Annotated in this window: 25 protein-coding genes; 6 read left to right on the forward strand and 19 right to left on the reverse strand. The window is 33.0% G+C overall.

Annotation, left to right across the window (positions count from 1 at the left end; genetic code table 11):
* Positions 1-43: 43 nt before the first annotated feature.
* On the reverse strand, positions 44-1060 hold the full coding sequence (locus tag BN1058_RS10275) for a SepM family pheromone-processing serine protease (RefSeq protein WP_090856973.1): 1017 nt from the start codon (positions 1058-1060) through the stop codon (positions 44-46).
* Positions 1061-1261: 201 nt separating this feature from the next.
* On the opposite strand from BN1058_RS10275, the gene ylbJ reads away from it, so the two are divergent.
* On the forward strand, positions 1262-2464 hold the full coding sequence (gene ylbJ, locus BN1058_RS10280) for a sporulation integral membrane protein YlbJ (protein WP_090856976.1): 1203 nt from the start codon (positions 1262-1264) through the stop codon (positions 2462-2464).
* Positions 2465-2473: 9 nt separating this feature from the next.
* Here the strand turns inward: ylbJ and coaD are convergent, their stop codons facing one another.
* The 8 genes from coaD to BN1058_RS10320 form a co-directional block, all read right to left on the reverse strand.
* Entirely contained in the window at positions 2474-2959 is a 486-nt protein-coding gene (coaD, locus tag BN1058_RS10285; protein WP_090856978.1) for a pantetheine-phosphate adenylyltransferase, read from the reverse strand.
* Positions 2952-3521: a 16S rRNA (guanine(966)-N(2))-methyltransferase RsmD gene (rsmD, locus tag BN1058_RS10290; RefSeq protein ID WP_090856980.1), complete on the reverse strand. Its 570-nt coding sequence runs from the start codon at positions 3519-3521 to the stop codon at positions 2952-2954. Before rsmD ends, coaD begins: the two co-directional genes overlap by 8 nt.
* A 277-nt stretch (positions 3522-3798) precedes the next feature.
* Positions 3799-4074, reverse strand: coding sequence for a YlbG family protein (locus BN1058_RS10295; protein ID WP_090856983.1), 276 nt, complete (start codon positions 4072-4074; stop codon positions 3799-3801).
* Positions 4075-4115: 41 nt separating this feature from the next.
* Entirely contained in the window at positions 4116-4556 is a 441-nt protein-coding gene (locus BN1058_RS10300) for a YlbF/YmcA family competence regulator (RefSeq protein WP_090856986.1), read from the reverse strand.
* 60 nt (positions 4557-4616) lie between these two features.
* The gene (locus tag BN1058_RS10305; RefSeq protein ID WP_090856989.1) at positions 4617-4850 is read right to left on the reverse strand and encodes a YlbE-like family protein; all 234 of its coding nucleotides are present in this window, start codon (positions 4848-4850) and stop codon (positions 4617-4619) included.
* Between the two features lie 11 nt (positions 4851-4861).
* Positions 4862-5272, reverse strand: a complete 411-nt coding sequence (ylbD, locus tag BN1058_RS10310; protein WP_090856992.1) for a YlbD family protein — start codon at positions 5270-5272, stop codon at positions 4862-4864.
* Between the two features lie 80 nt (positions 5273-5352).
* Complete coding sequence (locus BN1058_RS10315) at positions 5353-6396, reverse strand: CAP domain-containing protein (protein WP_090856995.1); 1044 nt, start codon at positions 6394-6396, stop codon at positions 5353-5355.
* Positions 6397-6610: 214 nt separating this feature from the next.
* Complete coding sequence (locus BN1058_RS10320) at positions 6611-7039, reverse strand: CBS domain-containing protein (protein ID WP_090856998.1); 429 nt, start codon at positions 7037-7039, stop codon at positions 6611-6613.
* A gap of 250 nt (positions 7040-7289) precedes the next feature.
* Here BN1058_RS10320 and ytvI point away from each other — a divergent pair, with 250 nt between their 5' ends.
* Positions 7290-8348: a sporulation integral membrane protein YtvI gene (ytvI, locus tag BN1058_RS10325; protein WP_090857001.1), complete on the forward strand. Its 1059-nt coding sequence runs from the start codon at positions 7290-7292 to the stop codon at positions 8346-8348.
* A gap of 110 nt (positions 8349-8458) precedes the next feature.
* Here ytvI and eis read toward each other — a convergent pair whose 3' ends face one another.
* The 6 genes from eis to BN1058_RS10355 all read right to left on the reverse strand — a co-directional run bounded on the left by eis (position 8459) and on the right by BN1058_RS10355 (position 13406).
* Complete coding sequence (gene eis / locus BN1058_RS10330) at positions 8459-9643, reverse strand: GNAT family N-acetyltransferase (RefSeq protein ID WP_090857004.1); 1185 nt, start codon at positions 9641-9643, stop codon at positions 8459-8461.
* A gap of 3 nt (positions 9644-9646) precedes the next feature.
* Positions 9647-10183, reverse strand: coding sequence for a GNAT family N-acetyltransferase (locus tag BN1058_RS10335; RefSeq protein WP_141652141.1), 537 nt, complete (start codon positions 10181-10183; stop codon positions 9647-9649).
* Between the two features lie 21 nt (positions 10184-10204).
* On the reverse strand, positions 10205-10660 hold the full coding sequence (locus BN1058_RS10340; RefSeq protein WP_090857009.1) for a DUF420 domain-containing protein: 456 nt from the start codon (positions 10658-10660) through the stop codon (positions 10205-10207).
* Positions 10661-10690: 30 nt separating this feature from the next.
* Entirely contained in the window at positions 10691-11629 is a 939-nt protein-coding gene (gene cyoE / locus BN1058_RS10345) for a heme o synthase (RefSeq protein WP_090857013.1), read from the reverse strand.
* 222 nt (positions 11630-11851) lie between these two features.
* Positions 11852-13030 (reverse strand): putative lipid II flippase FtsW, encoded by a 1179-nt coding sequence (gene ftsW / locus BN1058_RS10350; RefSeq protein WP_090857015.1) that lies wholly within the window; start codon positions 13028-13030, stop codon positions 11852-11854.
* Between the two features lie 94 nt (positions 13031-13124).
* Complete coding sequence (locus BN1058_RS10355) at positions 13125-13406, reverse strand: Fpa/YlaN family protein (RefSeq protein ID WP_090857018.1); 282 nt, start codon at positions 13404-13406, stop codon at positions 13125-13127.
* Between the two features lie 194 nt (positions 13407-13600).
* On the opposite strand from BN1058_RS10355, the gene BN1058_RS10360 reads away from it, so the two are divergent.
* Entirely contained in the window at positions 13601-14200 is a 600-nt protein-coding gene (locus BN1058_RS10360) for a YhcN/YlaJ family sporulation lipoprotein (RefSeq protein WP_090857021.1), read from the forward strand.
* Positions 14201-14211: 11 nt separating this feature from the next.
* On the opposite strand, the gene BN1058_RS10365 is transcribed toward BN1058_RS10360, so the two are convergent.
* The gene (locus BN1058_RS10365; RefSeq protein WP_090857023.1) at positions 14212-14457 is read right to left on the reverse strand and encodes a hypothetical protein; all 246 of its coding nucleotides are present in this window, start codon (positions 14455-14457) and stop codon (positions 14212-14214) included.
* Positions 14458-14614: 157 nt separating this feature from the next.
* Between BN1058_RS10365 and BN1058_RS10370 the strand changes: the two genes are divergently transcribed.
* Positions 14615-14818, forward strand: a complete 204-nt coding sequence (locus BN1058_RS10370) for a YlaI family protein (protein ID WP_090857026.1) — start codon at positions 14615-14617, stop codon at positions 14816-14818.
* A 99-nt stretch (positions 14819-14917) separates the two neighbouring features.
* On the opposite strand, the gene BN1058_RS10375 is transcribed toward BN1058_RS10370, so the two are convergent.
* Positions 14918-15721: an inositol monophosphatase family protein gene (locus tag BN1058_RS10375; RefSeq protein WP_090857029.1), complete on the reverse strand. Its 804-nt coding sequence runs from the start codon at positions 15719-15721 to the stop codon at positions 14918-14920.
* 177 nt (positions 15722-15898) lie between these two features.
* On the opposite strand from BN1058_RS10375, the gene BN1058_RS10380 reads away from it, so the two are divergent.
* Positions 15899-16516: a YktB family protein gene (locus BN1058_RS10380; protein ID WP_090857032.1), complete on the forward strand. Its 618-nt coding sequence runs from the start codon at positions 15899-15901 to the stop codon at positions 16514-16516.
* Between the two features lie 106 nt (positions 16517-16622).
* On the opposite strand, the gene BN1058_RS10385 is transcribed toward BN1058_RS10380, so the two are convergent.
* Entirely contained in the window at positions 16623-16892 is a 270-nt protein-coding gene (locus tag BN1058_RS10385; RefSeq protein WP_090857035.1) for a UPF0223 family protein, read from the reverse strand.
* A 104-nt stretch (positions 16893-16996) separates the two neighbouring features.
* On the opposite strand from BN1058_RS10385, the gene BN1058_RS10390 reads away from it, so the two are divergent.
* Positions 16997-18469, forward strand: coding sequence for an aminotransferase class I/II-fold pyridoxal phosphate-dependent enzyme (locus tag BN1058_RS10390; RefSeq protein ID WP_090857038.1), 1473 nt, complete (start codon positions 16997-16999; stop codon positions 18467-18469).
* 43 nt (positions 18470-18512) lie between these two features.
* Here the strand turns inward: BN1058_RS10390 and BN1058_RS10395 are convergent, their stop codons facing one another.
* A complete protein-coding gene (locus BN1058_RS10395) occupies positions 18513-19418 on the reverse strand; it encodes a polysaccharide deacetylase family protein (RefSeq protein ID WP_369688253.1) in 906 nt (301 codons plus the stop codon).
* Positions 19419-19528 lie beyond the last annotated feature (110 nt).

Below are 19528 nucleotides of genomic sequence, written 5' to 3' on the forward strand. Positions count from 1 at the left end.
ATAAAAACCAAGGGTTACTCTATCAAAGCACCCCTGGTTTTTATTATTTTAAATTACTTAAATATTCTATTGCATCATCAAATGTATCAACTGGAACAATTTTCATTGATGAATTGATTTCTTTAGCTGTTTGTAATGCTACATGATAATTCGAATCTTTTACACCACTTTCATTAGGTGCAAAGAAAATGTCACATCCCTCTTCATCAGCAGCAACTACTTTTTTATCAATACCACCTATACGCATAACATCCCCTTCATAGCTTATTTCTCCTGTACCAGCTATTTGATATCCTTTAGTCAAATCTTCTTTTGTTAATTGATCATAGATCTCCAAAGCAAACATTAAACCAGCACTAGGACCACCTATATCGCCACTAGAAAAATTCAATTCTTGATCTACATTAACTTCTCGATCTGTTACTAATTGAATACCCATTCCCACTTTATCAGGATTATTTGGAAAGGCTGCTAAACCAACCTCTACTTTCATTTTTGAATCATCTCGTTTAATCGTTAATAAAATCTTACTATTCTTAGTGTGCTTATCAACTAAATCTATTAATGATTCGGCATTTTCTACTCGTTGATTATTCACAGCGATAATCTTGTCCCCTGTTTGTAACACCTCTTCGGCTGGCATTCCTTCTAGAACAGAGACAACATAAACACCGTTGTACGTAATGTCTATCTCTTTGTTTGCAGCCTTATATGCAACAACCATTGAAGACTCCTGAGAATTTTCCATCATTTGTAACTGCACTTGAAAATATTCTTCTTGGGATATCCCTTCAGGAAAAACCTCAGAAAGAAGTCTAATATCTTGAAATGGATGGAGTAGCGCCCAAACATATTGTAATGGAGTAGCCTGCCCTCCTCGAACTGTTACGAGATGCATATCTCCTTCGCTATCAAAGCCGTCTGTTACCTTTACAACATTATTTAAAGCATCAGCAGTACCTGGTTTATAAATATAGTAAGGCATACGGTACAATGTAACAAACATTAAAATTACTAGTAAAAAGCTATAAAGAATTAATCGTTTTTTATTCCAAACCATACTTTTCCCCTCTTCGTTTTTAACTTGCTCACATTTTATAAACCCCATTTTGTAATAAATGCATGTCATTTTTTATTTATAAGCATAAAAAAAAGACATGTCTACGTATATTTAATATAAAGACCAATAAATAAAACTATATTCAGTTTACTATTTTTTTTAAAATAAGTACAGAATAGTCATGGGAGTAGGGCGATATCTTTGAAATCTAAAATAAAATCTGCAACTTTTGCATTCGTTGCATTATCAATAGCAATAGGGTTAATTACCTTTCCTAAATATACATTAGAAGCTAGTATGCGCGGAATTGATATGTGGTGGGGGACCGTTTTCCCCTCTTTACTACCTTTCTTTGTTACTGCTGAGCTACTGATCGGTTTTGGTGTTGTTCGATTTATTGGTGTTATATTTGAACCTATTATGCGACCATTATTTAATGTGCCAGGTGCTGGTAGTTTTGTTTGGGCAATGGGGATGGCGAGTGGCTATCCATCTGGAGCCAAACTAACCGCTCGATTACGGCAAGAAAAACAACTAACTAAAATTGAAGCTGAACGTTTAGTTTCTTTTACAAATGCATCAAATCCATTGTTTATTATCGCAGCTGTTTCAGTAGGTTTTTTTCATGATACATCGTTAGGTTTCTTATTAGCCATTGTGCATTATTCTAGTAATGCATTAGTTGGTATTTGCATGCGGTTTTATGGTAGAGGAAATGATACGAGGCATGAACAACGATCCAAATTATCCATAAAAAAAGCTTTTGATGAATTACACGGAACACGTTTAAGAGATAAACGGCCATTCGGAAAAATTTTTGGTGATGCGATAGTAAATTCCGTTCAAACATTATTAATGATTGGCGGCTTTATTATTATATTTTCTGTGATTACTACTTTATTACTTCAGGTAGGAATAGCACCATTTTTGTCAAACGGACTTGCGAAAATATTGGAATTATTTCATTTACCAAGCGAACTATCCTTGCCAATTTTTTCAGGATTATTTGAAATTACACTTGGTGCACAATTAATAGCTGATACGAACATATCCAGTATATTATCGCAAGCCATTGCGGTTAGCTTTATCTTTGCATTTAATGGTTTCTCTGTACAAGCTCAGGTAGCTAGTATTTTAGCAGAAACAGACATTCGTTTCTTACCATACTTTTTTGCTAGAATACTACATGGTATTCTAGCTAGTGGTATTGCCCTTTTATTGTTCCCATATGTATATGAACCAAGTAAAACAACAAACCAAGTTACTTCTGTATTTCTTCCATTTAGCCCTGAAGAAAGTTTTAATTTTTGGATAACCTTATCAAATTATGGACCGATTATCACATTAATTTTTTTAGGTATTGCTACAATCATCTTAATCACTCGTTTTAACAAACATTTATAATAAAATGGTTCACATCGATTTGAATTTTTCCTTTAAAGCATCTTCAACTACTTTAGGAACTAAATCAGAAACATTTGCCTTATATTTAGCTACTTCTTTTACCATGCTAGAACTTAAAAAAGAATATTGATTATTTGTCATAATAAAAAAAGTCTCTACATTTTCATTTAGTTTACGATTCATTGATGTGATCTGTAATTCATATTCAAAATCACTAACTGCTCGAAGTCCTCGAACAATAGCTTGGGCTTCTTTTTCCCTTGCATAATCCATTAATAAGCCACTATGCGAATCAACAGATACATTAGGGATAGAACACGTTGCTTCCTTTAGCAACTCCATTCTTTCTTCAACAGTAAATAGTGGTGATTTAGATTGGTTATTAAAGACGGCTACAATAATATGATCAAAAACTTTAGCAGCTCTTTGAATAATATCTAAATGACCAAAAGTTACTGGATCAAAGCTCCCTGGACAAATAGCTAATCTATCCATTGCATTCATCTCCTAACTGATATAACGTTATTGCAGTACTACCACCATACACATCTGATTTTATCTTATGAAACGCTTCTACATTATCAGATAATTTTTCTCTTCCATCGTGCTCACATACAATGATTGTATCTTTATGAATAAGTTTATAGTCGTATATCTGTTTTAGCAATTTGTTATAAGACACTTTTTTATACGGCGGATCTAGAAAAATAAGATCAAATACTAATTCTCGTTTACTTGCTGCTTTTAATGCTCGAAAAGCATCCGTACGATAAACCTCTATTTGCTCCTGGATTTTCAATGCTTTACTATTTGAATGAATGGTTTGTATAGCTTTCGCTTGCTGGTCTACAAATATACCTTTATCCATCCCTCTACTAATCGCTTCCACGCCTAATGCGCCACTTCCAGCAAATAAATCCAAAAAGATTCCACCATTAAAAAAGGGTCCTATCATCTGAAATAATGCTTCTTTCACTTTATCTGTTGTTGGTCGTGTTAATTTATTCGGTACAGCTTCGATACGATGGCCCTTATATGTTCCTGCAACTACCCTCACAAGCACCACCTCCTATTCTTTTTATTCGAATTCAATCCTACCACAATTTTTATCAATGAGAAATATTAATTCATAGGTATAGATTTAACTCTATCGTCCATACTAGTTTAGTGAGGTAGCTAAATATTGCTTTGGTTACTTCTTGAAGACGGAGAAGACTTACGTTTCCCCATAAGTTCTTCCTCCGGTTTCTCCTCTCCCTTTGCCTTTTTAGTTTCTAAATATACAGAAACTAAAAAGGGCCTGCAGATTATTTCTGCAGGCTTTTTTTAACATTTTATATTCCCATTTTATAATCATATTCTTTCGCTTTATCTTTTTTAGCATTCTCAAATTCAGTTTTCACAAAAGGCTTAGATGACTGATCAACTCTTGATACAAATGGGAGTTTTTCCAGTTTAATCGACTTATCATCGACATCTTCTTGATTAACATAGATGACTGCATATTTAAGATTTTTTGATACATAAATTAAATGCCCATACCGTTTTATTTGTTTTATATTTTTCATATGTTGAAACCAAATTACTAAACCTTGTCTATTTGTCCGCATAACATATCCTCACTCACACTAATAATTTCCAACCATATAAATTAAGAAGCCTGACAACCACAACTACCACCAGAACCACAGCCACAACTACTATCTGTCAATAATGCACCGTCTTTAGGAACTTTCACTTGCTCACTCACACTATGCGCAATGCAAGAACTTACGTCATCAAGTAGTGTTTGTATATTACGTTCAGCAATTTTAAATGAAGCTACAAGATCATTCATATCCATGTCACGCTTTGTCTGTCTAATTTCCTTCATTATTTTACTATAATCAGGGTGATAACGACCAAATCGTTGCACCTCTTCATATTGCTCTTTTTTATTATTGAAACGCGTAATAAGCGCTTGTGCTTCAGCATTATTTGCAAGACGTTTTTTAGCTTCCATATATTCATACATTACATCGGATGCAATGATCATTTGTCCAATTTCTTCTGAACCATCTAAAATTTCTACAATTTCTGTTGTCGCCAACATAATTGTTCACCTCCGTAACATAATCATATCAATAAAATGCCAAAAAAAAAAGTGCAAGCACTAATCTTTCATTGTACTTGCCATTTGGAGAAACATACCTAACAACCGCATTTGTTCTGATATTCGTTCTACCCGCTGTGGGATTGTTTTTCCTTGATATAACTTTGCTTCCTTTTCCATATCTGACAATGTCGTTGGATCCCTTGATAGCGTTCGATACCAAGTAGGATCATGTCTGATATAATAAAGCAAACTTGGATTGTTTTTTATTTGTTGATAAATAGATGGTTCCATTTATTCAACTCCTAATCGCGATAATATTGAAACGGATTTCTATGTGGGACATGCTGTGTTTTTGAAGGTATTTGTTTCTTTACTTCTTGAAATTGTCCAATCAATGACTGTATATTAGTAATTGCTCCGTTAAGTTGGTTTATATGTCCTTCTACTTTATTTAGATCTATTTTTTCCACCATCTCTGACATTTGTTTCATCCACTGCTTATTTGATTTAGAATTACTATTCTTTGTATTAGATTTTTTGTCTATTTGCTTATAGTTCTCCCAACTAGGATCATCCTCACCCAGTAAAACCCATTGTTCATAGAAATCTTGCCATTTTTTTTCTCCGTTGCGAACTTCTTTAATCATACCTGGATTACGCTTTACAAATGCTTTAAATTGTTCAATATCTTGTTGTTCTTGTTCATTTCTCATAAGGTCCACACCCCATATACCCTAACATTATGCTTCATATAGTTTAGTATATGTGTTCATGGATAACGCGTGCATTTTCCTTATGGCTTTAAGAAGTTCTGTGTATAGTGTTTATGATAGACACCAACACCCAATTCGGTATAATTTTCATTCAAGAGTGCTCTTCTGTGACTTTTGCTGTTTAACCAACCTGCCAATACAGCAGGGCCGTCCACATATTGTGCTGCTATATTTTCACCTGCTAATTCATAAGCTATCTTTCCATGATTTAAACGATCCTCTAAACCACCGCCACTCGGCGAATAATGTGAAAAGTATTGATTGTTCGCCATATCCTTACTATGACTAAGTGCAACTTGCTTTACTTGTTCATTCCAGCTTAATTCTGGTTTACCAAATCTCTGACGAATAATATTTGTAATATAGAATATTTGCCTTTCCACACCTAATGCAATCTGTTTCCATTGACCTTCTGATAAGCGTTCCTTTTTAGGTAATTTGCCCCAATAATTAAGGTGATATGGCTGATGAGTTAATAATATTTCTTTCGTAACTAACCGAAATGATGATAGTTTTCCTTGAAATGCATCAAAATAAAGTTGTGCAAAAACATCCTCACTCAACCGAACAAGTGGACGCTGTTGTACATCTTTTTTTGTTAAATTAAAGTGATAAGCTTGAAAAGACACATTTTCAGTGAATGTATATCGTTTATCCATCTCTTGATAGGTTGTACCAATTAAAAAAGGATCAAACTTAGCTTTTATACCTGTACCATAGACCGTTACTATTCTATTATTTTTAATGCCAAATTGTATGAAGGCATGCTTATCAGTATATATCCACCAATCATATCCATAAGGGGTAGATGCTACCTGATTAGGCTCTCCATACACGTCTGTTAATGATTCGCTACTACGATCCATCCACTTTGATATACTATTTCTTTGTTCATTTTTATCAACATATTTAGGTGAAATCTTTGTACTTAATTCCATCTGTTTGCTTGTCGCTCTATGACTTAAGTTAAAGGCTAATCGTTCTGTCCGATCAACATTTTCAAAAAAATAAGTTATTCCTATAATAACTACAAAAAACAAACAAATCATGCTAATCTTTTTCACGGACGTAAGACTCCCTTGTCACACTTATTACAGAAATCACTGCTGATTAAAAAATACCAAATACCACCTTAATTATCAATAAGTTATTCTTAAACTTGAAGAAGAAATTATTCAAATGTATCATTTATCAATTAAAGAATGTTCTAAGTGTTATTTTATATTCTAATGATAAAAAAAGGACGCTTTGCCTAATAGACAAAGCGTCCTTTTTTGCTTAATGTAGATGGTCTTGTTCAGAAATTTCCTCTAATGCACGACCCGCTGCCATGTTAGATTGTTCCTCTTGTGCTAAATCACCTAAGGCAACAATACCAACTAATTTACTCCCCTTAACTACAGGTAATCTTCGGATTTGGTGTTCTGCCATTAAAGCCGATGCTTGTTGCACACTGGTATCTGGTTCCACAGAAACAAGATGATCACTCATTACTTCATTAATTTTTGTTGTTCCAGGCTTGTCTTTTGCATAACCACGTAAGACTAAATCTCGGTCTGTGACCATACCAATTAGTTCAAGATTTTCTTGACAGACTGGAATTGCACCAACATTTTTTTCAGACATTTTTTTCGCACAATTAATTAATGTATCATCAGGTTTACAATAGGTTAAATCTTTTGACATAATTTCATTGGTTGAACGCATTGTGATTTCCTCCTTGATTGTTTAATAAAAAATGAATGTATCTAATCCATTCATTTTTTATTATGACCGAATAAGCAAAAATCTTTCATGTATTATTTCGATTCTTTACAAAATACATAGAACGTGACAATTTTCTTCTTCATGTTATAATGCTATACAGTAGACTGTTCAAATTAGTTACTTCGTGCTATATTCTGTGTAAGTATAAATTTAATTATTCTCTTGTTTGAGAAAGGGGTCCCATACATAATTGTTTCGTTACCTTACTAAACGTCATTGGTTATTTATTTTTTTAGCTATCGTATTACTATTAATCGGGTACTTTATTTTGCCTGTTTCATTACCATTAATTTTTGCTTTTTTTACTACTTTATTTCTAAATCCAAGCATCAGATGGTTACAATTTCGTTTTAAATTAAATCGAAAAATTTCCGTTATTGTCGTATTTCTCATATTTGTTCTAATAACAGGTGTTCTAGGCACCTATGTAGTTGCAAGTGCTGTTACTCATATTGTTAATTTTGTTGAAAATGCACCAACATATATTAATCAGATCATGGATAAGTTTGTTGAATGGCAAGCAGAACTTGAAAATATGATGAAAGATTTACCAGTAGAATTTATTAAAGAAATAAGAGACGGAATTGATAAAAACATTGTAAATATTAGTAATTCAATAAAATCTCAGCTACAGGTCGAAAAGATTGCCGGAATGGTCGCAGCTATTCCAGAGTACCTTGTTAGTCTATTAGTGTATCTAATTGCACTGTTCCTTTTTATGATCGAATTACCAACACTAAAAGCAAAATTTTATCAATATCTAACAGATACAACAGCTGAAAAAGTTCAATTTATGAATGCAAGGCTATCATATGTTGTTCTTGGATTTCTTAAAGCACAATTCTTAGTTAGTATCATTATTTTTATTGTTACATTAATTGGTTTATTATTAATTGTTCCGGAATATGCGATTATTATGTCTTTAATTATATGGCTTGTCGACTTCATTCCTATTATTGGATCAATTGCCATCTTAGCTCCTTGGTCATTATACATGTATATCACTGGAGATGTAATTATGGGGACTAAGTTAGCTGTTCTTGCAATTATGCTGTTAGCTATTCGAAGGACAGTTGAACCGAAAGTAATGGGACAACATATCGGATTATCGCCTTTGGCTACATTAATAGCTATGTACATTGGGCTTCAACTACTGGGATTACTAGGATTTATTGTTGGACCATTAGTAGTTATTGGCTTTAACTCAGCAAAAGAAGCTGGTATTATTAAGTGGAATTTTAAATTGTAAAACAATTGGAACACAAACAAAAAGCAGAGAAATACTAGGTCTTGGTTGAATCTGTTACTAGCAACCGAAAAATCCGAACTATCCTTTCAATGGACAGTTCGGATTCTTATTTAAAAATAATCTGATAAATGCGGTGTGCATATTTTGCTAATTTCTTTCCATTTCATCGTTTTTTCTTCCACTTGAATATTTCCAAAGTACAGCAAGTTATCTAATGTTTCACTTCCTAATAGTAAAGCATTGATTGCATTTATATCCCCTTCAATAATCATATCCACATCGGTTGATTGATGATCTTTTTCCACTTGCGTACATGTTTGATTTTCAAACGTTACTAACCAATCTGCTGTATTCCATGGGGCATGTATATCTTTCAATCTAAAAAGCAGACGCACTTTTTTTATTGAGGTAATATAGGGATAATTTTTAATAAAGCCAGCAAAATCAATGATACGTGACATAAAATATGCTTGTTTTGTTAATGGAATACGCGGATTATTAAGATGAAATACAAATGACTGATTAGGTTGTGCAACAAGAGTGATGGAATCAACCATTGAATCATGATTTTTCATCCATTGAAATAAGCCATGACAAGCATCTAATGAATGATAAACAAATTCTTCTATGTGTAAATGCGATTTATTAATACAAGCAATTAAATAACCCATCGTTTCTCCAGTTTGGTTGTAATATATTATAATCGTGTTGTGATGAGAAATGACTCGATTCTCCCACCACCAATCGTCCCTATTAAGCATCAAACCATATCGTATCGCTTCATTTTGGTATAACGCCTTTAATTTTGTTTTCTCTTCTTCAAAAGTTACTCTTTTACAAAAGCCGGTTGTTTGATATGTCAGTATATCTTCAGGTGTCATTTCATATTTGTATGTATAATTTGTTACTTCATATCCAAAATTACGATAAAATGGAATAAAAAATGGATGTAGCATAGATAACGTATATCCTTGTTCCTTCATTTTAATGAAGGATTGCGTTAATAATTGATTAACATGTCCTGCTCGTCGAAACTCAGGCCAAGTGGCTACACCTGCTATTCCTCCCAATTCCAACTTATTTGCACCTAAAAAAACTTGAAATGGTAAAATATGCAGTTTAGCGGCTAATTGGTCATCTATAAAAGAGCCTAAAATGATCTGACGCTCTTTCATTACCTTCTTTCTTTTCTGCTTCTCCTCCTCTGTTAACGTATATTTAAATGCGTATTCCCCTAAAGATAATACTTGATCAAAATGTTTTTCAGTTAGATTCCTTATTTTAAAATCAATCAATTATTAACACAACCTTTCGTATATCTTTATTATTCCTTCATTCATTGTGATATGAAAGTCATTCTTTTGCAAGATATGTTGAGAAATAGTGCTGTTAATCTTACAACAAGCAATGATTCGATTAATCGTTGGTTCGTGTTGAATATATTCACAAAAAATCGCAACAGCTTCGGTCGCATAACCCTTATTTCGATAACTCGGGAATATGTGATATCCAATTTCAACAGTGGTATTTCTTTTTCTAATATTAAATTCACCTATAATATGATTTGTTTCTACTAATTGAATCATACATGGTCCAAAGTCTGGTCTATCATTCGATTGAAGTGCTTCATAATAAAGCGGTAAGGAAATCTTTATCGCATAGGACGGCCAAAGATGTTCATAAGGGATTTGAAAATAATCAAAAAATGTTGCGCGATCATTAAGTAATAATCTAACTTGATACTCAGATAGTAATGTTAGTTTAATGCGCTCACTATATAGATACATGTAACCTCTATTCCCTTCCTCCAGTAAATATAAGAATAGAGCTGTCAACAATAGACAACTCTTTCATCTTTAAAACCCTAATATTGCTTTAATCATGCTAGTTGTTTCTCCACCATCAAAAAATACATAAAGTAGCAGATAAACGATAACACCAGTTATTGAAGAAAAGAACCATATAATACTTGTCACAGGTCCAATTTTTTGATGTTTTTTAATTTTTCTTTTAAATGCTAACACTAATGTAACAATACCAAAGATTGCACCAATTGTAGCTAAATTTATGTGAAAAATTAAGAAAATCGTATAATATAACTTTAAGTCTTCTGGACCACCAAAACTGGTGTTGCCAATAAATATGGTACGGGATGCATAAATGATAAAAAAGGCTAAGGCACTAATTGCCGCGGCAATCATAACCTTTTTATGTGCTTTATACTTTTTCTTCACAACTAATATCCAGCCAACCCCAACTAAAATTGCACTTAAAACGATAAAAGCTGTACTTAACGTAGGTAATAGTGGCATATAATCCTCTCCATCCTAGAATCATTACTTTCATATAACAAAAGGTAATGTAAACATAATGATACTTACAAAAATAATCAATAAATAAAATAGTGAGTAAACAAACACTTTATTTGCCCACTTATATGTGTCTTGATTTTTAAGACCTTTTAAACTTAGAATAAGCCAGCCAATGTTTAGTGCACTACCTAAAAGAACCAAACCTAAGCCTAACTGATACAAAAGAAACGGAATTGGAAGCAAACAAACAATATAAAAAATAATTTGACGTTTCGTTACTTCAAAACCGTGTACCACTGGGAGCATCGGGATATTAGCCGCTTGATATTCATCATTCTTTTTAATTGCCAATGCTAAGAAATGAGGGGTTTGCCATACAAATATTAGTGCGAATAAAACAAATGCCATAAAAGATAGATTGGGATCAATTGCAGCCCAACCAATCAATGGTGGAACCGCACCTGATAAACTACCAATTGCAGTATTTAACGTATATCGTCGTTTGGACCACATCGTATACAAAACGACATAAGCAAACCATCCAAATAAACCTAACAATCCTGCTTGCCAGGATATAGCAAGTAAAAATCCAACACCAACAATAGATAAAATAATTCCTAAAATTAAAATAACAGATAGTGGGATCGTGCCTGTAACAGTAGGACGTTTCTTTGTACGACTCATTACAGGATCAATATCTCGATCATAATAATTATTCAACACACATCCACCCGCTATCACAAATGCACTACCTAATAACATAAAAACCAAATGAAACCAATAATCATTTAATTGTAATTGATTTTGGTAAAGTGCTAACAAAAAACCAGCAAGAGCTGTCATGACATTAGATTGAATGATACCTGTTTTAAATAACGCTTTTAAATCGGATGACCGCTTCGTTTTAACTATATCTTGACTAGATGAATTAGGCAACATATCTGTGGCAACTGATTCAATTTTTTGCATTTTTTATCATCACACCATTCCTATTTTATCTTCACAAGAAACTTATTCATACTCTCATATTTTTATCAAACAAATTTGCTTTTTTCAAGTTTTTTATACTTTTTAGTAAATTAACTCAAAAAAATTTAACGCTTATGCTAAAAACGCATAAACGTTATTAAATAAAGGGATTTTTTGTTAAATCCAAAAATGAACAAAGTCAACCTATTTGAAAATTTACATCTATTGCATCTGAACACGCCTGATTTTTTTAGACACTTCATCATAAGGGATTTGTTCATTTTCCATATTTGGTTCTAACCTAGCCTTTTTTACATGCCTGGCTATATTGTTTAATATCCCCATTGAGATTAATAAAACAAGTAACGAAGAACCACCATAACTAACAAATGGAAGGGTTACGCCGGTGATTGGTAATAATCCACTAATAGACCCTAAATTAATAAATGTTTGAACACCTATCATGGATGAAATTCCTATAGCTAATAATGATCCAAATGTGTCATTACATTTGCTTGCTATATATAACCCTCGTAGAACAATAATTGCTATCAAAGATAAAACAATCGCTACACCAACAAAACCAAGTTCTTCTGCAATAATTGCCATAATAAAATCGTTATGTGCCTCTGTTAAATAACCAAGTTTCTGTATACTCTGACCTAATCCTAATCCATCTATTCCACCAGTACCAATAGCAAGATAGGATTGTATCAATTGATACCCACTATCTTCAGCATCTAAAAACGGCTGATATGCACCTGAAAATCTAGATAAGCGTTCACTATCTAGCATATTCACACCAGCAATGACAATAAATACTAATCCAGCTATAATTAACAAAGATAGATGTCTTATTTTTATTCCTGAACTAAAAATTACACTACACGCAATTAAAAAAATAATCGCAGCTGTACCAATATCAGGTTGTAGTGTAATTAAACCGAGTAAGATTCCTGTCATTACTAAAGGAGGTAGTACCGCAGTTCCAAAATGTGAAATGTAATGTTGTTTTTTTGAATATACCGATGCTAAATACATAATTAATCCAAGCTTGACAAATTCCGCTGGTTGAATGGAAAAACCACCTATGTATAACCATGATTTAGCCCCCTTTACTGGGTCTTCAAATAAAACCAGAACCAGCATAATGATTAATATACCAACAATAAATTTCATTAGCTTCTGATAATGACGATAGTTAAAAAAACTACAGAAAATAAATAAACCCAAACCAATCATAAACCATTGAATTTGTTTCACCATATAGTAATTAGCTGGATCTCCACTTTTTACAGCAATCACCATACTAGCACTGTAAATCATTACAATACCAAATAAAGTCAACATGATTGGTGTAAAGATAAGAATAAAGTCAAAGGTTTTCCATTTTTGCTTCATAATTTTTCCCCTTCATTATCATCTTATTGAAATAAAAAAACCTTGCCGATTACATGGCAAAGGCTTTTATCTATCGATAGGGATACACTGCTGTTCATGCTTGTTGTGCAGCTTCATGTAATAAATTTAGTTGTCGCTCTAGACTTTCTAAAAGTTGTTTTCCTTCTTCTTCTGTAACTAAATTTAAACGCACTGCAAAATCTATCTCCCTTGATAAACCGAACATTTGTGTATCTAATACTTCCTCATATAATGGACATTGAGGCATCGTAAGATTATCCATTTGAACCTTAATCAATTTAAGTATCTTATCAGCATCCGCCTTAAGAAGGGCATAGGCTTTGTCTGTATTACTTTCAGCCACTTTAGGTATCAAATTAAATCCCCTCCGTTATACAACTTCTCTTATCTATCTTAGCGTTTATGATTAAAAAATGCAAGATAATAAAACATATTCTTCTAATGATAAACTTATATTTGATGCTTTCCTAATCCTTTCATGAATAAGTTTTCAAATTTAACAAAAAATAAGAACTAATAACTAACAAAGATAGATTGGGGGTAACTGTTATGAAGAAGTATTTCTTTTTTATTTGTTTGGTTATTTTTTTATCCGCTTGCCAATCAAATGAAGAACAACCGTTAGCAGATCAAGAAACAGATAACAAAATGTTGCAAGTTAAGAATTCAGACCCAACAGAACGAACAAAATTATCCAATCAAGAGATTGCGAAACACCTTGCACGTGTAGCTAACCGTGTCCCTAATGTAAATGAAGCTACGGCATTAATTGCAGGTCCATATGCTGTTGTAGGAATAGACGTGGACAAAGAACTTGATAGATCAAGAGTAGGTACAATTAAATATGCAGTAAATGAAGCATTACATGACGATCCATATGGAAAAACCGCTGTTGTCATTGCTGATGCAGACGGAACAGAAAGAATTAAGAATATGGCTAAAGGATTTCAAGAAGGGCATCCAATACAAAATATTATAGAAGAATTATCAGCTATTGTTGGGCGATATATGCCAGAAACACCACCAGCTGAAATAGATACGAATGATTCAGATACGAATAAGGATAATCTTTCGAAAGAAGAGAAAAAAGACTTAGATAAAATTCAAGAGGAACAATCCAATCAACACATGAATAAAAACGGAGAATAGGATATTGCTTCCTATTCTCCTTCTTTTATACGATTGTAATATTCTACACCAAATTGTGATCCTTCATCTACCATCTTAGCATTTTCTATATTATCCACTTCAGGCACACCAGCCTCTTCAATCGGAAATGATTCTGAATTTCTTATAACATCTATCCATTTTTTTATTGTAGTTACTCCTTTATCGCGCATCTTTTTATTCATGCTAAAATAAAGAATTATACCGACAACTATCGTATAAATAATATTTTTACGCATCTAATCACCCTTTCGTAAGTCTTTATATAAATAATCTTTCCCCTTAAATAATTTTTAAAACTAATCAATCATCTATATCCGATATTTCGCCTATTTGGATTACTATGATAAACTAAGTAGTAGAAAAATCTTTATCACAAGAAATAGAGGTGACAAGATGAAAGTAAAGTGCCCAATTTGCGATACAGTAGATAATATAGATTCAGATTCCCCATTAGCTAAAAAATTAAGAAATAGAAAAAAACATTTATATCTGTGTCCTACTTGTTCTGAACGTATAGGAGAGAACACAAAAAAAAGACATGAAACAGGTAACTTCCAATTGTTTGAACAACCTACAAAAGAAGATCCCTTTATTTAATCTGTATGATGATAAAACAAGTATGAAATTACAGTCATGTGATTTCTATACTTGTTTTATCATAAGCTTAACGATAAGGTACCAAACCATGATTGGAAATTATTTCAATTCAATATATTCATTAATGACTTGATCTTTTATCAAGTGATTTCCAGAAAACGCTGTACTTTCTGTTAATAAATTTAATGGCTTACCGTCAATTTGTGTTGTTATACCTCCAACTTCCTCAACAAGGATAACACCAGCAGCAAGATCCCACGGGTGTAATTGAATTGAAATATAAGCATCTAATATACCTTCCGCTACACCAGCAAATTCTAATGCCGCCGATCCATATGACCTTGTTCCTCTTACCTTTTTAATAAGCTCTTGAATTTTCATATGATTAATTCGGGCATTTTCACAACTCCAAATATTATTAATTAATAGAATGCATTCTTCTAAATTAACATGTTTCTTTAACGTAGCTAGTTTTGTTTCATTGCGATATGCACCTTCACCTTTTTTAACATGATATAATATATCTTCCATCACATTATATATAAGGCCTATTTCTCCAACACCATCCTGATAAATAGCTAGTGAAATAGCAAAATTTCTTTTCTGATGTACAAAATTCATTGTTCCATCAATTGGATCAATAATCCAAACTGTACCGTCCAATGTTGTTAAATCATCACCAAAACCTTCTTCAGATAATAATTTATGTGTTGGATAATGTGATCTAATATTCTCAGCGAAATATTTTTCTATATTCCGATCCATTTCAGTTACTAAGTCATTTGCATTCGATTTGGTATTTATAGTTAATGGCTTATCTAGACTTTCACGGATGAATCCCCCTGCTTCTAGCACCCAATTTTTCGCGTGTTCATATAATTGATTTCTTTCCTTTCTATCCATGGTTGTCCCTCCTATTACACAATATTCTATATAGTAAGCATAGCAAGTCCCAATACTCCATACACCCTATCATTCACTTTGTTACCGAAATAACACGTGTTATGTTATAGTAAATGTATATAAAATTGTCTTATATTAGAAAATATATTGATTCTATTATACAAAAGGAGCATTCTCATGCAAATACAACGTTTTGAAAGTCAAGATTTTGATACATTTCGTATAGATGGACTTGATGAAAGAATGCAAGCCATTCAAGAACGAATTCAACCAAAATTCAAAGTAATTGGGACAGAATTAACTGATCACCTTTCCGTTGCTGTTGGTGATGAAATGTTTTTACATATTGCCAAGCATGCTCGTCGTTCAGTAAATCCACCAAACGATACATGGTTAGCAATTTGCGAGAATAAACGAGGCTATAAAAAACATCCTCATTTTCAAGTAGGCTTATTTGATGATCACATTTTTATTTGGCTTGCATTTATTTATGAATTACCCGGAAAAGAAAAAATAGCAAAACAGTTTTCATCTGAAATAAACAGTCTACACGAACTACCTGATTCATTTGTTGTATCGTTAGATCATACGAAGAAAGATGCATTCCCAATTAAAGATTTATCTCAAGATCACTTAAATCGTGTATGTACAGTAAAAAAAGCAGAATTATTAATTGGAAAACATATTTCTAAAGAAACTGCCATAAAACTAGACGGAGACTCATTTATAAACGATATAAAAGATACTCTTAATCGCTTAGTCCCCTTTTATCTAAAAGCTTTACACAGCTTATAATGTTGTCTTTATATTTTTAATACAATGGGTTAGTTCATCTGTAAAAAATCATTGTAAGCAACATGTCCCAATGTCAGCTTAATTGGCTTTAGGGACTTGTTTCTGATCAATTCATTCGTATCTTATCTGATTGCGATTCTTTGGCTTGTTTCATTGTTCGATAAATCGAATATCCAGTACCTTGTTCAAATTGTTTACCTATTTGTTTTTCTTCACTTTTGGATGGTACGATTTGTTTAAAGCGTCGATACGCAACCATCAGATTATTACGATTAACACTTTGCTCATTTGCCTTTTCAATAAGCGACAAGAAATTTACTACATCAATAACCTCGTCCGTCGACCATGATTCATCAATTGGATAACTATAGCTCATTTAACTCTTCCTTTCTAAATAAATGCTCAGCTAGTAATTTGGCTTATTATTTGCTATAATCTTTTTGTTTTCTAACTTTTATTGTATAAAGAGGAGTACCTATTATGCAAGATCAAAATCAAACACCATTATTTACAGGCTTACTAGAACATGCAAAGAGTAATCCAACAGCCTTCCACATACCCGGTCATAAAAAGGGACATGGAATGGAACAAAAATTTAGAGATTTTATTGGAGACAATGCGTTGTCCATCGATTTAATTAATATCAGTCCTTTGGATGATCTTCACCATCCTCAAGGAATGATAAAGAAAGCCCAAGATTTAGCTGCAGAAGCGTTTGATGCAGACTATACCTACTTCTCAGTACAAGGGACCAGTGGGGCCATCATGGCAATGGTTATGAGTGTGTGTGGACCTGGGGATAAAATTATTGTACCCAGAAATATTCATAAATCGGTTACCGCCGCAATTATTTTTGCTGGTGCTATTCCAATTTTTATACATCCAGAGCTAGATGAACATTTAGGTATTGCACATGGCATTACACCAGAGTCTGTGGAACGAGCCATTGAAGCACATCCAGATGCAAAAGGGGTATTCGTCATCAATCCTACCTATTTTGGTATCGCTGCAGACCTTAAACGAATTGTAGCTATTGCACACGCACATCATATACCTGTATTAGTAGACGAAGCACACGGTGTGCATATTCATTTTCATAACAACCTACCATTATCAGCAATGCAAGCCGGCGCTGATTTAGCCGCTACTAGCGTACACAAGCTTGGAGGTTCATTAACTCAAAGTTCTGTATTAAATTTAAAAGAAGGATTAGTAACACATGAACGTGTACAAAGCATTTTATCTATGCTAACAACTACATCAACATCTTATATTTTATTAGCTTCTCTTGATGCTGCTAGAAAACAATTAGCTATTTCAGGAAAGCAATTAATCACCAATACAATTGAGCTTGCATCCGTAACAAGAGAAGCCATAAACACGATTCCCTATCTTTATTGTCCAGGCAAAGAAATCCTAGGTACGGAGGCTACATTTGACTATGACCCAACCAAATTAATTATCTCAGTTAAACAGTTGGGCATTACTGGGTATGATGTGGAAAAATGGTTAAGAAAGCATCATAATATAGAAGTAGAATTATCTGATATGTATAATATTCTCTGTATTATTACACCGGGTGATACGTCTGTTGAAACGAACAAGTTGATTCTTGCGTTACGTAATCTTTCAAAAATGTATGAAAATACCGCAATTGATCAGTTAATTAGAGTAACCATTCCACCTATTCCTATGTTAAGTATGACACCTAGAGATGCTTTCTATGCTGAAACAGAAATCGTATTATTAAAAAATGCAGCAGGTAGAATTAGTGCAGAATCAATTATGGTTTATCCTCCTGGTATCCCTATTTTCATCCCAGGTGAAATAATAACCGAAGAAAATCTGGATTATATTGCAAAAAATGTTGAAACTGGTTTACCTGTGCAAGGATTAGAAGATGAAACACTAGAAACAATTCATGTTATGAAAGAAATGAAACCTTTTAGATAGAGCATATACGAAAACCGAGCTTGGTCAAGCTCGGTTTATTTCTTTATTGTTCTATGGTTTTAATTGCCCGTGGGTCTACCACTGTATATCCCTTATCTCTTAATCCAGTTACAATATCAGCCAATGCAGCATTTGTCCATTCACGATCATGCATCAAAAGGTTAGCTCCTGGCTTAAGAAGTGAATATGGCACATCAACTTCTGGTCCTTCACCCGAAATCATTGCTTTCTTTAATTTTTCAGCGTCTTGATAAGGGGAAAAGTAATCATATCCGTATGTCCAATTCATTAAAACCATTCCTTCTTTTTGAACAAGCTCTCTGGAATAATTTGTATTTTGACCGTGTGGGGCTCTAAAGAATTTAGGTCGTTCACCAATAACTTCTTCAATTAAATCACTCAAATCAACAATTTCTTGACGTTGTGTTTTTTCATCTACTTTTGTTAAATTTTGATGTGTCATCGTATGATTTCCAATCAAAAAGCCCATTTCATGAATCTTTTTTAAGGCTTCTTTTTGTTCATCTGTATTTAAAAAATGACCATTAACAAAGAAGATTGCATTAGCATCTAGAGCTTTTAATGTATTTGCCATTTCTAAGGCATATTTATCAGGAGCATCATCAATAGTTAATAATACTACTTTTTCATCCGCGTCGTCGATTGGAATGACAGATGACTTATCGTTAATTTCATATGTTACTTCTACTTGTTTTACTGCTTGTTCATCCTGTGGTTTCTCTTCATTATTTGATTGTTCTTCATCCATTGTTTGATCTTCTGTTGTCTCTTCATCTTCTCTCGCTTCATGATTATTGTTTGCTTCTTCTGTATTTGTTTCTTTTTCTTGGTTATTTTCACTTTCTTGGTTATTACTATTGCAAGCTGATACAATAAAAACTGTGATTACTAAAACAAGTATGCTAATAAGGACACGCGTCATCTTCATATGTAAACCCCCTGTTGTTTATCTTTATAAATATTATACGACAAACAGTTTCAAATATCTGCATTATTAGTCAATTTATTAGAAAAAGTTGTTACATATACATCCATCAT

Origin of the sequence: Paraliobacillus sp. PM-2 (genome assembly GCF_001368815.1) — a bacterium.
Lineage (GTDB): Bacteria > Bacillota > Bacilli > Bacillales > Amphibacillaceae > Paraliobacillus.

Coding starts and splice junctions, on each gene's coding strand:
- BN1058_RS10275 (WP_090856973.1), bottom strand. CDS start 1,060: ATGGTTTGGAATAAAAAACGATTAATTCTTTATAGCTTTTTACTAGTA.
- coaD (WP_090856978.1), bottom strand. CDS start 2,959: ATGGATAGATTAGCTATTTGTCCAGGGAGCTTTGATCCAGTAACTTTT.
- BN1058_RS10295 (WP_090856983.1), bottom strand. CDS start 4,074: ATGCGGACAAATAGACAAGGTTTAGTAATTTGGTTTCAACATATGAAA.
- BN1058_RS10300 (WP_090856986.1), bottom strand. CDS start 4,556: ATGTTGGCGACAACAGAAATTGTAGAAATTTTAGATGGTTCAGAAGAA.
- BN1058_RS10305 (WP_090856989.1), bottom strand. CDS start 4,850: ATGGAACCATCTATTTATCAACAAATAAAAAACAATCCAAGTTTGCTT.
- ylbD (WP_090856992.1), bottom strand. CDS start 5,272: ATGAGAAATGAACAAGAACAACAAGATATTGAACAATTTAAAGCATTT.
- BN1058_RS10320 (WP_090856998.1), bottom strand. CDS start 7,039: ATGCGTTCAACCAATGAAATTATGTCAAAAGATTTAACCTATTGTAAA.
- BN1058_RS10340 (WP_090857009.1), bottom strand. CDS start 10,660: ATGCCACTATTACCTACGTTAAGTACAGCTTTTATCGTTTTAAGTGCA.
- cyoE (WP_090857013.1), bottom strand. CDS start 11,629: ATGCAAAAAATTGAATCAGTTGCCACAGATATGTTGCCTAATTCATCT.
- ftsW (WP_090857015.1), bottom strand. CDS start 13,030: ATGAAGCAAAAATGGAAAACCTTTGACTTTATTCTTATCTTTACACCA.
- BN1058_RS10360 (WP_090857021.1), top strand. CDS start 13,601: ATGAAGAAGTATTTCTTTTTTATTTGTTTGGTTATTTTTTTATCCGCT.
- BN1058_RS10365 (WP_090857023.1), bottom strand. CDS start 14,457: ATGCGTAAAAATATTATTTATACGATAGTTGTCGGTATAATTCTTTAT.
- BN1058_RS10370 (WP_090857026.1), top strand. CDS start 14,615: ATGAAAGTAAAGTGCCCAATTTGCGATACAGTAGATAATATAGATTCA.
- BN1058_RS10375 (WP_090857029.1), bottom strand. CDS start 15,721: ATGGATAGAAAGGAAAGAAATCAATTATATGAACACGCGAAAAATTGG.
- BN1058_RS10380 (WP_090857032.1), top strand. CDS start 15,899: ATGCAAATACAACGTTTTGAAAGTCAAGATTTTGATACATTTCGTATA.
- BN1058_RS10385 (WP_090857035.1), bottom strand. CDS start 16,892: ATGAGCTATAGTTATCCAATTGATGAATCATGGTCGACGGACGAGGTT.
- BN1058_RS10390 (WP_090857038.1), top strand. CDS start 16,997: ATGCAAGATCAAAATCAAACACCATTATTTACAGGCTTACTAGAACAT.
- BN1058_RS10395 (WP_369688253.1), bottom strand. CDS start 19,418: ATGAAGATGACGCGTGTCCTTATTAGCATACTTGTTTTAGTAATCACA.